The organism is Malaciobacter marinus (assembly GCF_003544855.1).
Taxonomy (GTDB): domain Bacteria; phylum Campylobacterota; class Campylobacteria; order Campylobacterales; family Arcobacteraceae; genus Malaciobacter; species Malaciobacter marinus.
On the sequence record NZ_CP032101.1, the window covers coordinates 349,682 to 363,435 of the forward strand.

Annotated in this window: 16 protein-coding genes; 11 read left to right on the plus strand and 5 right to left on the minus strand. The window is 26.8% G+C overall.

Going from position 1 to position 13,754, the window contains the following annotated elements; genetic code table 11:
* The 3 genes from AMRN_RS01780 to AMRN_RS01790 are packed head-to-tail and all read left to right on the plus strand — an operon-like array spanning position 1 to position 5,010.
* Complete coding sequence (locus AMRN_RS01780; protein ID WP_118897340.1) at positions 1-2,874, plus strand: type VI secretion system Vgr family protein; 2,874 nt, start codon at positions 1-3, stop codon at positions 2,872-2,874.
* Positions 2,864-4,444, plus strand: a complete 1,581-nt coding sequence (locus AMRN_RS01785) for a LysM peptidoglycan-binding domain-containing protein (protein ID WP_152031928.1) — start codon at positions 2,864-2,866, stop codon at positions 4,442-4,444. The genes AMRN_RS01780 and AMRN_RS01785 overlap by 11 nt, the downstream gene beginning before the upstream one ends.
* Positions 4,441-5,010: a hypothetical protein gene (locus AMRN_RS01790; protein ID WP_099311454.1), complete on the plus strand. Its 570-nt coding sequence runs from the start codon at positions 4,441-4,443 to the stop codon at positions 5,008-5,010. Before AMRN_RS01785 ends, AMRN_RS01790 begins: the two co-directional genes overlap by 4 nt.
* A 15-nt stretch (positions 5,011-5,025) precedes the next feature.
* Here AMRN_RS01790 and AMRN_RS14115 read toward each other — a convergent pair whose 3' ends face one another.
* On the minus strand, positions 5,026-5,268 hold the full coding sequence (locus AMRN_RS14115) for a hypothetical protein (RefSeq protein WP_133116771.1): 243 nt from the start codon (positions 5,266-5,268) through the stop codon (positions 5,026-5,028).
* 81 nt (positions 5,269-5,349) lie between these two features.
* On the opposite strand from AMRN_RS14115, the gene AMRN_RS01795 reads away from it, so the two are divergent.
* From AMRN_RS01795 to AMRN_RS01825, 8 genes are all read left to right on the plus strand, one after another.
* Entirely contained in the window at positions 5,350-5,727 is a 378-nt protein-coding gene (locus tag AMRN_RS01795; RefSeq protein WP_099311453.1) for a hypothetical protein, read from the plus strand.
* 326 nt (positions 5,728-6,053) lie between these two features.
* Positions 6,054-6,260: a hypothetical protein gene (locus tag AMRN_RS01805; RefSeq protein ID WP_099311452.1), complete on the plus strand. Its 207-nt coding sequence runs from the start codon at positions 6,054-6,056 to the stop codon at positions 6,258-6,260.
* 16 nt (positions 6,261-6,276) lie between these two features.
* The gene (locus AMRN_RS14145) at positions 6,277-6,435 is read left to right on the plus strand and encodes a hypothetical protein (RefSeq protein ID WP_165772847.1); all 159 of its coding nucleotides are present in this window, start codon (positions 6,277-6,279) and stop codon (positions 6,433-6,435) included.
* Positions 6,436-6,474: 39 nt separating this feature from the next.
* Positions 6,475-7,053 carry a hypothetical protein gene (locus AMRN_RS01810; protein ID WP_118897341.1) on the plus strand — a complete coding sequence of 193 codons (579 nt, stop codon included), beginning with the start codon at positions 6,475-6,477 and terminating at the stop codon, positions 7,051-7,053.
* 371 nt (positions 7,054-7,424) lie between these two features.
* Positions 7,425-7,868, plus strand: coding sequence for a hypothetical protein (locus AMRN_RS01815; protein ID WP_099312786.1), 444 nt, complete (start codon positions 7,425-7,427; stop codon positions 7,866-7,868).
* A gap of 122 nt (positions 7,869-7,990) precedes the next feature.
* The gene (locus AMRN_RS01820; RefSeq protein ID WP_118897342.1) at positions 7,991-8,194 is read left to right on the plus strand and encodes a hypothetical protein; all 204 of its coding nucleotides are present in this window, start codon (positions 7,991-7,993) and stop codon (positions 8,192-8,194) included.
* A gap of 16 nt (positions 8,195-8,210) precedes the next feature.
* Entirely contained in the window at positions 8,211-8,369 is a 159-nt protein-coding gene (locus tag AMRN_RS14150) for a hypothetical protein (protein WP_191282155.1), read from the plus strand.
* Between the two features lie 39 nt (positions 8,370-8,408).
* Positions 8,409-8,972, plus strand: a complete 564-nt coding sequence (locus tag AMRN_RS01825; protein ID WP_118897343.1) for a hypothetical protein — start codon at positions 8,409-8,411, stop codon at positions 8,970-8,972.
* Between the two features lie 32 nt (positions 8,973-9,004).
* Here the strand turns inward: AMRN_RS01825 and efp are convergent, their stop codons facing one another.
* The 4 genes from efp to AMRN_RS01845 all read right to left on the minus strand — a co-directional run bounded on the left by efp (position 9,005) and on the right by AMRN_RS01845 (position 13,748).
* Positions 9,005-9,565 carry an elongation factor P gene (gene efp, locus AMRN_RS01830; protein ID WP_099311925.1) on the minus strand — a complete coding sequence of 187 codons (561 nt, stop codon included), beginning with the start codon at positions 9,563-9,565 and terminating at the stop codon, positions 9,005-9,007.
* Positions 9,566-9,574: 9 nt separating this feature from the next.
* Positions 9,575-11,158: a phosphoglycerate dehydrogenase gene (serA, locus tag AMRN_RS01835; RefSeq protein ID WP_099311926.1), complete on the minus strand. Its 1,584-nt coding sequence runs from the start codon at positions 11,156-11,158 to the stop codon at positions 9,575-9,577.
* 25 nt (positions 11,159-11,183) lie between these two features.
* Entirely contained in the window at positions 11,184-12,836 is a 1,653-nt protein-coding gene (locus AMRN_RS01840; RefSeq protein WP_099311928.1) for a 30S ribosomal protein S1, read from the minus strand.
* A gap of 63 nt (positions 12,837-12,899) precedes the next feature.
* Positions 12,900-13,748 carry a 4-hydroxy-3-methylbut-2-enyl diphosphate reductase gene (locus AMRN_RS01845; RefSeq protein ID WP_099311930.1) on the minus strand — a complete coding sequence of 283 codons (849 nt, stop codon included), beginning with the start codon at positions 13,746-13,748 and terminating at the stop codon, positions 12,900-12,902.
* Positions 13,749-13,754 lie beyond the last annotated feature (6 nt).

Genomic DNA, 13,754 nt, shown 5'->3' on the forward strand with positions numbered 1-13,754 from the left:
ATGTCAAAAATAATAGAAAATATCTCAAAAACACTACGAAAAGAAATAACACAAAGCATAAAATCAAGAATCAAGTTGTTAAACTATAGAAGTGACCTGCCAGATATACTAAATGAAAGCTTGAGTGTATATAAACTAAATGGATATAGTAAAGTAAATAAACCTTATGAATTTGAAGTAATATTTGTAAGTGAAGAGTTTATACAAATAGAAGATATAGTAGATACAGATGTAGAACTAATAATTCAAGATGAAATAAATCCTTTAGATAAAAAAACAATATTTGGAAAAGTCTATGAAGCAAGTGAAGATAGTGTAGTAGCAAGAAAACATCTGTATAAAGTAAAAATAGTATCGCCCTTGTATTACTTAGGATTAAATAATAGATATGAGATATATCATGAAAGAAAAGTAAGTACAATTTTTAGTGAAATACTAAATAGATATAATCAACTGCTAAATATAAATGTAGATGTAAAAATAGATATAAAAAATGAAGTAACAAGAGAGTATATAACTCAATATAATCAAAGTGATTTGGAATTTCTTACAATGCTTTGTGAAGAAGAGGGATATAGCTTTATAGTAGAATACTCTTCAAATAATCCATATAATATAATTTTGTGTAACTTAAATGAACATGCAATAATAAATAGCTATAGCGCAGTAAGCCAATTTAATCATAGTAAAAAATTTAGTGCAACAAATATAATAGAAGATTATTATGATAAAAATAGACCAAGCTTAGAATATAAAGTGCAAACAGGTGCAGCAATAACTTCTAGCATAAAAGATAATCAATCAACAACTCAATTAAGAACAGATATAAAAAGAAATAATCTAAGAGATAAACTAAATGTACTTGATGAGAGCTTGTATAAAGATTTGGATAAATATAATAAAATAGAAGCAAAAAGAGAATATGTAAAATCAAATATAATATATGCAACAAGCCAAGAAGTAGTAATAAATGACTCTTTGTGTATAAAATTAGAAGATGAGGCTGCAAAAAAAGTATTTGATGTAATAGTAATAGAAGTAAAATATAATGGAATTTTTCCAAATGCATTGGATGAATATATACAAAATATAAATGAAAATAAAAAACATGAACTTGAATATGAAGTAGAATTTACTTCAATACCAAAAGATATAGAGTATGTTCCACCATATACAGTAATAAAACCCAAAATAAACTCAGTACAAACAGCAATAGTAGCAAGTAGTAATAGTAATACAAAAGAAGATGTAAATACAATAGATGTAGATGAACAAGGAAGAATAAAAGTATTGTTTCACTTTGAACAGAATAGAACAATATCTTGCTACTTAAGATACTCAAACTTCTTTGCAGGAGATAACTATGGAGCACAATTTCTGCCAAGAGTAAATAGTGAAGTAATAGTAAGCTTTGTAAATGGAGATATAGATAAACCAATAATAATAGGAAGCTTGTATAATGGTGAGAATAAAGTACCATATAACCTTCCAAAAGATAAAACAAAGAGTTATATCAAAACAAACTCAATGCCACAATATGAACATAAGCAAGGCTATAATGAGATATTGTTTGAAGATAAACAAGGTGAAGAGTTATTATCATTTAGAGCACAAAAGAATCTAAAAACTCATGTGTTAAATGATGAATATAAACATGTAGAGAATAACTCAAAACTATTAGTAGATAATGATAAAGAAGAGACAATACAAAAAGACTCAATCATAATAGTTGGAGAAGAAGAAAGAAAAAACATAAAAGCAAACAAGATTTTAACTGTTGAGAAAGAGTCTATTACAACTATTAAACAAGATTGTGAAAAACACTATAAACAAAACTTAGAAACACTAATAAAACAAGATGAAAAGACATACCTAGAAAGAGATGTAGAACTTAGAATCAAAAATATCTTGCATAAATATATTCAAAAAGATGTATCAGATAAATATTTGCAAAATCTATTTGTAAAAATAGGAAAAGAGTTAAGAGTTGATATAGAAGATGGCTTTCATCTAAATACAAGTGATTTAAAAGTACAAGCTTCAGATAACTGCTTACTTGATGGAAGTGATGGCATAAGCTTTAAATGTGGAAGTAATATCCTAACAGTAGATGCAAGTGGCATTCACTTTAATACTTCAAACTTTGTGGATAATAGTGCTAATGGTGGGGTTGGTGTTGAGGATGTAGTAAAAACAGAGATACCAAAACCACTATATGAAAAAGTAAGAGTAGTGGAATTAATTCCTACACTTACAAAACAAGATGATATAACACAAGTTTTAGAGTATGAAGCTGTTGTTGAGAAGTTTTATAATGGTGTTTGGAGTAAAACTACAGATTTAAATGAAACACAATTAGCTCAACTTCAATGGTATTTTATTAAAAACAATGATGAAGCTGATACTAATATCATAACAGATAATCCAACAAATGATAATATTACTATTACTGGATTAAAAATGAGTGTTTCTTTAGAAGAAGAAAATATTTATAAAGTAGGACATGCACATTGTTTTGTAAGTAATAGTGAAGAAGAGGGATATACACAAACACAACTTGTAAGATATTTAGAAGTTAAAGATATTATTTCAAGCCATTCTTCACAAGAAGAGGGTGAATGTATAGCAGTATTAAATGTAGAAAGTCCAAGGCAAGAAGAACTAGCGCAAATAAGATGGCAAATAGAAGATACACAAAGAGAAAAATATAATGGAAAAGAGACAATAATTCATAATCTAAAAGAAGAAAAAGTTCATGAGATTAATTTCTTAGCATATATTGATGGAAAAATTCAAGATGGTGCAAATAGTAGATTAACTTATGATGAAAAAGGAAAATATATAAGTAGTTTAGGATTTGAAGATGATAACTAAAAAACTAGATGATAAGATAAAACTAACAGCAAGAACAGTAAATGTACAAATAGGACAAGAAGTAAAAGTAATCCTAAAACTTTATGATGAAAATAAAAAAGTATTAAAACAAAAAGAGTATAAAGAAAAAGTACAAGAAAATAAAAAAGTAGAAAAAAGATTTACAATCTCAAACTTAGTAGATGAGTTAAAAATAGATTCCTCAAAAGTTAAATATGTTTCAGGATGGATTGATGTAGATAATGATGGAGAGATAACAAGAGAGTATGAAAAAGAGGTTTGGATTGAAGTAATTGAAGAAAAGATAACAGCTCTTTATTTTTCTTATAATCAACCTTCTAAGCCAACTGTTCATGAAGTAAAAGAAGGTGAGAATCTCTCTTTAATTGCCCAAAAATATAATACAACCGTAGAAGAACTAGTATCAGTAAATAAACTTGCAAATGCAAATATTATATATCCAAAACAATCTATACTTATTCATGATATAAATCAAGAAGAGGTAAATAGTATTAAACTTAATAATACATTTATTCCTTTAGGAACTAAAGTAAATGTTGTAGCACATGGAACCAAAGATTCAAAAGCTAAAATAAAAATTCTAGCAAATAATTCAAACTTTAACTTTTTAAAAGAAGACCAAGAAATAAGTGAATTTGATGTAACATTTGATGAAAATGGTCAATCAATAACTCCAATAACTTTACGTCCTAAAAATATAGAGGATTATAAAAGTCTTATAAATAAATTTACGCCTAAGCTAGGACATGGTATAAAACAAGAGAAACTTATTTTAAAAGGTGAGATAAAAAAAGGCAATTATCAATCTTCACTAGAAGTTGATGATATGAATACAATTGGATTAGCCCACTATCAAACATATATAAAAAGTGCATATATTACAAATGCCTCAACAGGTAAAATAGAAGCAAAACTTACAGCAAAAAAGCAAGGTAATGATATAATCTTTCAAGATATAGAAGGACAAAATGTAGCAAGTACTCCACAAGATAAAATAGCAAGTGCATTTGGTGATATAAATAATGGTTTAGGTGGATTAGCAGAAGGTATGGAACATAAAAAAGGAAGCTTTGCATTAACAAATTCAAAAGGCATACATATAAAGCATTATGAAAGTGGATGGAGTGGAAATCCATATGTAAAAACTTATAGTATGTCTAAATGGGCTGATGGACTTAGTAAAGGTACATTTATTATAAGTCTTGTTATTGGATATATCCAAATAGATTCAGCAATTGATAAAGATATAATGGAACTAAAGAAAAGAGGTATCAAAACATCAAATTTTATTGATGAGTTTGGACAACAAACAGAACAACAAATAGGAAGTACTGCTTTAGGATTTGCAGGTGGGGTAATTACAAGTATTTTGATTGGTATAATAGCATTACCTGTTTCATCTATTTTAGTTGTTTTAGGAGGCTCTATTCTAATTGGAGGATCAGTAGGTTGGATATTTTCAAAAGTGGGAGAAGAAGGAATTAAGTTTATTCAAGATAGCAAAGGAAGTACAATAATAAATAATTATCCACTAAAGGAAGAAAATTGAAACAAATAGAATATTTTTACAATATAATATATTACTTTTTTTATAGAGTTTCTATAAAGTTTGCAAACTTTATTGCAAAACCAATATTCTTTATTTATAAATACATATATAAAATACCTAAAATAAGACAGTATTATAACAATAAAGGTATAAATAATCCTCTAAAATGGCATAAACAAAAATTTAAAAATGAACTCTTAGAAAATTCCAATTTAGGTTATGGAACAATAATGAGTGCAGGCTTTTCAATTTCAATTATATTTTTTATTTATATGGGAATTTATCATATATTTAAATATTCATTATTCCCTACTTTTGAAGAATCACATCATATGGATTTTATTATTCTTGCAATACTAGCTTTTTTAACAGATGTAATATTGTGCCAAAAAGATAATAAAGGTGAAAAATATATAAAAGAGTTCAATAAAAGAAAAGGTTGGTGGAGAACTAAGTGGAAAATCATCACAATACTATCTTTATTTTTAAGTCTTTGGTTTTGTTTATCTACATCTAGTATTGGAAGTATTGGACGTTTTCTTATTAATTTACATTCAAATATATAAACTAATTCTTTCTAACTATTGTAAAAATTGATAAGAAGTAAAAGTACAAGAGAATACAAAAGTAGAGAAAAGATTTACAATCTCAAACTTAGCAGATGAGTTAAATATAGACTCCTCAAAAGTTAAATATGTTTCAGGATGGATTGATGCAGATAATGATGCAGAAATAACAAAAGAGTATGAAAAGAGGTTTGGATTGAAGTTGAAAATATAGTTTTTATAGGATTTATACATAGACCTAATACAAATAAAGTTCATCTACTTACTTCAAAAGATATACAAAAATATAAAATCCAAAAACGAAATCCTATAACAAAAGGATTTGAAAATATACATCCTATGTTTCAAGGTTCTGCTTCAATATTTGCAGGATTATATGGATTTGGAGATTGGGCAGCTAGAATTTCAGGTTTTAGAGATTGGCAATTAGATAATATAGAACAAAAAAATAGTAGTAAAGAAACAGAGTATACATTAAGATTAATTAAACATATTATATCAAATAATCAAGGTGCCAGAGAAATTTTTCTCAAAGTTGCATCTAAATATATTAAATCAAATCCAGGGTATGTTACCAGTAGGTTTATAACAGGAGTGGGTCTTTCTTATTTAAGTAAAGCACCATTGGTTATTCCTAGTAGTGCAACCGCAGGTGATGTATTATTCACAGCAAAAGAAATTGATGATTTTGCAAAAAATATAATTTTAGGAAAATAAAAATGAGTCGTATCAAAACACTAAAAAATACATTAATTTTAACTTTTAAAGGAAAAATAAATATAGATGGACATATATATTTATTACCTCTATTTTCTAAACTTCTCAAAACTATCATCAACGTTTTATTTATTATGGGAGGTTTTTTATTTCTAGGAGCAGTAATAAGTATTATAAGTCAAAGTTTTAATATTTTAATACCTTTTTGGATATTAATTTTATTTCTATTCTTAATTTTATTCAGCATTAATTTTTTAATTACATACTTTTCAACTTGGAAAAAAGTCATTTAAATTTTTATCAAATATTTTCTATTAAGAATCAAAATGAAAAAACTTACAAATAATCAAAAAGCTTTAATTGGTTCAATTAGTATTATATTTGCATGGATATTTGGTATAGTATTTGAGAATTTAATACCACAATTAATAGAATGGCTACTTTTCTTATTTCTTAATATTTTAGGGGGATATTTAATTTGGCCTATGGCAAAAGATATTGATAAGTTTAATGATATACACAATAAAAGATAGTATTTAAAGGTGAAAAATGAATAAAAATTTTATATTACAAACAGTTGGATATATTATAAGTTTTATAGGATTATATTTTAATATAAATGAGATTCATTATTTTTTCTTTATGGATATGCTTTTAATATTTTTAGGTGGTGGAATAGTTTTTTATGCAAGAAAATATATGAAATAGTATAAATAAAGTATATGATTATCCATTAAAGGAAGAAAATTGAAACAAATAGAATATTTTTACAATATAATATATTATTTTTTTTATAGAGCTATTATTAAATTATTCATAGGAATCGATTTTCTATTAATGCCTATAATCAAGATATTTTATTTTTTTGTAAATAAAATACCTTCAATTCGTAAATATTATGTAACAAAAGAAAATAATGATCCACTGGATGTTGCAATCAAAAGAACAAAAAAAGTTACAGAAAACCCTAAATTAGGTTTAGGAACAATGATAGGTGCATCTGGTCCAATGTTAATTACATTCTTTTTATATATGAGTATATATCATATTATTTTATATCTTTTCTTCCCTTTTTTTCAAGATAACTTTGGATATGTTGTAACAATTATTGCCATACTAGCTTTTTTAACAGACGTAATATTATGTCAAAAAGACGATAAAGGTGAAAAATACATAAAAGAGTTCAATAAAAGAAAAGGTTGGTGGAGAACTAAGTGGAAAATCATCACAATACTATCTTTATTTTTAAGTCTTTGGTTTTCTTTGACTACTTCTAGTGGTGGTAATGTTGGGCAGTTTCTTATTAGTTTACATTCAAATATATAAACTAAAAAATAGGATAAGAAGAAAAAGTACAAGAAAACAAAAAAGTAGAGAAAAGATTTACAATCTTAAGCTTAGCAAATGAGTTAAAAATAGATTCCTCAAAAGTTAAATATGCATCTGGATGGATTGATGCAGATAATGATGCAGAAATAACAAGAGAGTATGAAAAAGAGGTTTGGATTGAAGTTGAAAAAGAAAAGAAAAAACTTCACTTTCTATTTTATACTCTAACTGGCTCAAAAAATGATGAAATATTTATAGAACAAGTAAATTTAAAAGAGAAAATAATTAAAGAAGATAAAAACTATAATAATAAAATTGATATAGTATATAAAAAGGAAGTAAAAACATCTTCTGAAATTTTAAAATTTGTGAAAATTAAAATTAAAGAAAATAGTGATAATATAAAAGTAGAAGTAAAAACAGTAGAACTATTTGCGGAACTATTTAAAGAAAAAAAAGAACATAAAAAAGAAACTCATATTGATACAAGTAATCATTGGATAAATAATTTGGCACAACCTTATATTCCAAATGATATGAATATAGAAGAAGCAAGAAATATAATCAATAATAATATAAAAAGAAAAGATTATTTAAATAAAATATATGAAGAGAATCAAGAAGAGTTTTTATCTCAATTAAAAAGTGGTATCATACAAGGTTTGAAATATGTAGAACAAACTTCTACAGCAATACTTTTAACAACAACAGGAAAAGTTCCTTTTCAATTTACATTATTTTTTGGTTTTGTTAATGGAGCATCAAAAACTTCAATTTATTATTTAGAAAGACAAAAAGAGAAGATTTTATAATTAAATTAGCATTTGATACTTTTGTAGATACAGTAGCAGGGAACAGTAAATATATACAAATAGCAAATGAATTAATCATAAAACCATATTTTAGCTACATATATGATAAAAAGGAAAAATAAATGAAAAAACTTACAAATAATAAAAAAGCTTTAATTGGTTTGATAATTTTAATTATTGGATGGGTTATTTTGCCAAATTTTTTTGATTTTTTTTGGGGAGGAATGTTAATTTTAATATTTTTAATTACATTCTTAGGGGGATATTTAATTTGGCCTATGGCAAAAGATATTGATAAGTTTAATGATATACATAATAAAAGATAGTATTTAAAGATGAAAAATGAATAAAAAATCTATATTACAAACAGTTGGATATATTATAAGTTTTATAGGATTATATTTTAATATAAATGAAATAAATTATTTTTTCTTTATGGATATGCTTTTAATATTTTTAGGTGCTGGAATAGTTTTTTATGCAAGAAAATATATGAAATAGTATAAATAAAGCATATAATTATCCACTAAAGGAAAAAAATTGAAACAAATAGAATATTTTTACAATATAATATATTACTTTTTTTATAGAGCTTCTATAAAGTTTGCAAACTTTATTGCAAAACCAATATTTTTTATTTATAAATACATATATAAAATACCTAAAATAAGGCAGTATTATAACAATAAAGGTATAAATAATCCTCTAGAATGGCATAAACAGAAATTTAAAAATGAACTCTTAGAAAATACCAATTTAGGTTATGGAACAATAATAGGTCATGGCTTTGCAACATCTGTCTTATTATTTTTTTATATAGGAATTTATCATATATTTAAATACTCTTTTTTCCCTACATTTCAAGATAGCTTTGGTTATGTATTAACAGTTACTGGAATACTTGCATATTCTACAGATATTATATTTACTCAAACATCAGATAAAGATATAAGATATATAAAAGAATTCAATAAAAGAAAAGGTTGGTGGAGAACTAAGTGGAAAATCATCACAATACTATCTTTATTTTTAAGTCTTTGGTTTTCTTTGACTACTTCTAGTGGTGGTAATGTTGGGCAGTTTCTTATTAGTTTACACTTTTAAATAAAAAAAGAGAGTTATTCTCTTTTCTTATTTTATTTAACTTTTTCTAGGTATTCCCCAGTTCTTGTATCACATTTAATAACATCACCTTCAACTAGGTGAAATGGAATTTGAACTACAGCACCTGATTCTAAAGTTGCAGGTTTTTTACCACCTTGTGAGTCACCTTTAAAGTTTGGTGGAGTATCAATGATTTTTAATTCAACTGTCATTGGTGGTTCAACTGTGATTGGTTTTTCATTAAAAAACATCATATCAACACTCATCCCATCAATAATCCAGTTTTGTGCATCACCTACTTGATCATGCACTAATCCTATTTGTTCATAGTTTTCTGTGTCCATGAATTGTAACATTTCACCATCATCATATAGGTATTGCATATTTTTTTGTTCTAAATTTGGAGTTTCACATTTATCACCAGCATGGAAAGTTTTTTCGATAACTTTTCCATTTAGAAAAGATTTTATTTTACATCTAACAAAAGCAGCTCCTTTACCAGGTTTTACATGTTGATACTCTGTAATTTTATAAGGGATACCATCTAATTGTATCTTTAATCCCTTTTTTAATTCACTCATTGAAATTGCCATTGTTTATCCTTAAATTTCTGCATAAGAAACAGATATTGCTGCTTCTAGGTTTGCTAATTTACTTAAAATATCACTATTTATTGTAGCATCAACTAAAATCACTGCAAGTGCGCCATTTTTGCCTCTTGATAGTCTAAAGTCTGCAATATTGATACCTTCATTACCTAATACTTTACCAACTTCTCCAATTACTCCAGGTACATCAGAGTTTCTAAGGAATATCATATTACCTTTTGGTTCAATATCTAAAGCGAAATGATTAATATCAACAATTCTTTGCATATTATCATTAAATACAGTTCCAGATATAGTATTTACACCTTTTTCTGTAGTAATTTTAACAGTAACTTTATTGTTATAGCCACTATTGTGAGAAATTTCAGCAGTATCAAAAGTGATACCTTTCTCTTCTGCCCAGAATTTTGCATTTACATAGTTTACATCTTCTCCACCTGATACAGATAGCGAACCAACTGCTGCAAATGTAGTCAAAGAATCTAAGTATTCTGCAATTTTACCTTCTGCTTGCACACTAATTGATCTAATAGCACTTTTGTCACTTTGTGCACTTAAAAATGCCATTTTTTGAGTTAATTCGATATATGGTTTTACAAAAGAAGGAATTTTACTTTCATCAATTGGTAAGTTAAGAGCATTTGGATATGCAATTCCACGTGCTGATTCAATTGCATTTTGTGCAGCTTGAATAGCGATTTTCTTTTGAGACTCTTTTGTATTTGCACCTAAGTGTGCAGTTACAGTTATATTATCTAAGTCTAAAAGAGGGTGATTTATTGCAGGCTCTTTTTTAAATACATCAATACCAGCCATTGCAATTTTTCCAGATTTTAAGTTGTTTACTAGTGCTTCTTCATTATATAAACCACCTCTTGCGCAGTTTATTAAAATAACACCATCTTTCATTTTAGCAATCTCTTTTTCACCAATAATATCAAGTGTTTCTTTATTTTTTGGTGTGTGTATTGTAATAATATCGCAAGATAAAATATCATCGAAATTTGTAGTATATTCAATACCTAAATCAGTTGCTTTTGTTGATGGTATATATGGGTCATAAGTTACAACATCCATCTCAAAAGATTTTGCTCTTAGTGCAACTCTATGTCCAATGTTACCAAAACCAATAACACCTAATTTTTTACCAAATAACTCATTTCCATACCAATCTTCTCTTTTCCAGATTCTGTCTTGTTTTAATTGATTGTGAGCATAAGGGAATTTTCTCATACAAGATAACATGTGAGCCATAGTAAGTTCAACTGCTGCAATAGTGTTAGCTGTTGGAACATTCATAGCAATTATTCCTCTTTTGCTACAACCTTCCATATCAACATTGTCATATCCAACACCAGCTCTAATTATTGCTTTTAAATTAACAGCTGCGTTTAAAAACTTTTCATCTACATCTGTAGAACTTCTCGTAATTGCAATATCAGCATCTTTAATTACATCTAATAGTGCAGTTTTATCTATATTTGCGGCATAAACGTAGTTTATGTCCTCTGTGTTCTTAAGGATGTCTAGTCCATCCTCATGAATGTGGTCACAAACTACGATAGTATGTTTACTCATTTTTAAAATCCCTCTTATTTAAAAATTATTTAATTTGATCTTTTAATAAATCGCCTAAAGTCATATGTGAATCATCATTTACAGCTTTAAGAACTTCTCTTTCTTGTTGTATTTCTAATCTTTTAATAGATAATCTAACTCTATTTCTTTTTGTATCAATATTTACAACAACAGCTTCAATCTCTTCACCAATTTTAACTTCATCAGCTTTTAATGGACCAAAATCTTCTGTTCTTACTAAACCATCTAAATTGTCATCTAGTTTAATAAATAGACCAAAATCTTTAACATCTTTAATTGGTCCTTTTACAATATCACCAATTCTGTGTGCATCTTGGAATTTTTTAGCAGGAGAATCTGAAATTTCTTTGATACTTAAAGAAATATTTTCTTTATCTTTATCAATTTTGATGATTTTAACTTCAACTTCATCACCTTTTTTAAACATTGATTTACATTTTGCGTTAGTTTCCCAAGAAGCTTCTTCATTATGTAATAATCCATCAATTTCACCAATAGTAACAAATGCACCAAAGTCAGTTAAAGTAGCAACTTTACCTTTAATAACATCACCTACATTGTTCTCTTTTAGGAATTTTGCAAAAGGTTTTTCTTGTAAGTTCTTTAATGAAACTCTTAATCTTTTTTTATCAATATCAAGCTCAATTACTTCAACATTAACTTCTTCACCTAAAGTTAAAATCTCTTTTGGATTTTTGATGTTTTTATTCCATGTAATTTCAGAAATATGTAATAATCCCTCAATATCATTTCCTAAATCAACAAATGCACCATAAGATTCAAAGTTAGAAACAGTAACAGTGATTGTATCACCAACTTCTAATTGATCTTTAATTTCTTCCCATGGATTTGGTAATGCAGCTTTAATTGATAATGATAAGTGTTGTTTTGCTTTATCATAAGAAAGAATAGAAACTGTAACTTCATCACCTTCTTCATAATAATTAGCTGGATTAACAGGACCTTTGTAAGAGATTTCATTGTAGTTTACTAAACCATCAATTCCACCTAAATCTACAAACATTCCATAAGAAGTGATTTTTTTAATTGTTCCATTTACTGGTTCACCTGATTCTAAAATTTCAGCAATTTTAGTATCTTTTTGTGCTTTTGCTTCTTCAATTAGTTTCTTTCTAGAAACAATAATTGAGTTTTGGCTTTCGTTTACTTTTAAAACTTTAGCTTTAACTTTTTTACCGATTGCACCATAAACTTTTAAGTAAGATTGAGCCATTGGCATGAAATATTCACATCCATCCTCATCTTCAATTATGAAACCACCTTTATTTTTAACAGAAACAACTTTACCTTCAATTACTACATCTTCAAGGTCTTCTTTGTGTTTCTCTACAAATGCGTCAAATTTCTCTTTTTGTAAAACTTTTCTATGTGAGATTGCAGGTCTTTCACCTCTTGTTCCCATTAACATAACAGGGATAGTATCACCCTCTTTATATTTCACTTCACCATTTAGCGTGATTTCAGAGATATTTAATCTACCTTCAATCTTTTGACCAACGTCAACAAGCGCGTTTTCTTCAGTAATTTCTACAATTACACCATTTACTACAGAGTTATTTTCAGCATTCTCAAAAGACTCATTAAGCATTTGCTCAAAGTCAAAGTCTTCACCAATTTCAATATCTTCGATACCCATATTATTCCTTCGTATTAACCGTTATTTATTAAATGGGATGATTATATCCAAAACTGGCTTAAATTAAAAATTTTCGTTATATTCTTCTACTTTATTAACTACTTCTTGAATGATCCAATCAGGTGTTGATGCACCAGCTGTTATACCACAGATTTTTTTATCTTTAAACCACTGTTTTTCAAGCTCTTTAGAATTTTCAATTAAATAAGAATCTGTACAATTCTCTAAACAAATTGCATGTAATTGTTTTGTATTTGAAGAGTTTTTCCCTCCAATTACAATCATTATGTCAACCTCTTTTGATAAATCTCTTGCTGCATCTTGATTTTCAAAGGTTGCATCGCAAATAGTATTAAATACCCTTACTTCTTTATTTTTTAATATAAGTGCATTTACAATTTCAAGATATACTTCTTTTTTCTTTGTAGTTTGAGCAACAGTTGCAATCTTGTCATATTTGAAATTTATCTTATCTAAATCTTTGACGCTCATTACAACATGAACATCTTCTTGATCTTCTCCATAAGATTTTACACCTTTAACTTCTGGATGAGTACTATCCCCAAAAATTAGTATTGAGTAGTTTTCCTTTGACATTTTCTTAACAATTTGCTGAGGAGTTGTAACAAAAGGGCAGGTTGCATTTATAACTTTTGCATCTTTATTTTTTTTTAGATTTCTTAGCTCATCTTTTGGAATACCATGAGTTCTAATAATAACAGTATCATCTTTTTTTACTTCTGAAAGTGAATTATATAAACCTACATTAAAATTATTTTTTAATCTATCAATCTCATTTTGATTGTGAATTAGTGGTCCCATAGTAGCAGAATTTTCATACGATTCTGCTATTTTTATAGCTCTTTTTACTCCAAAACAAAAACCATAACTTGAAGCTAATTTAACTTGCATAATTTT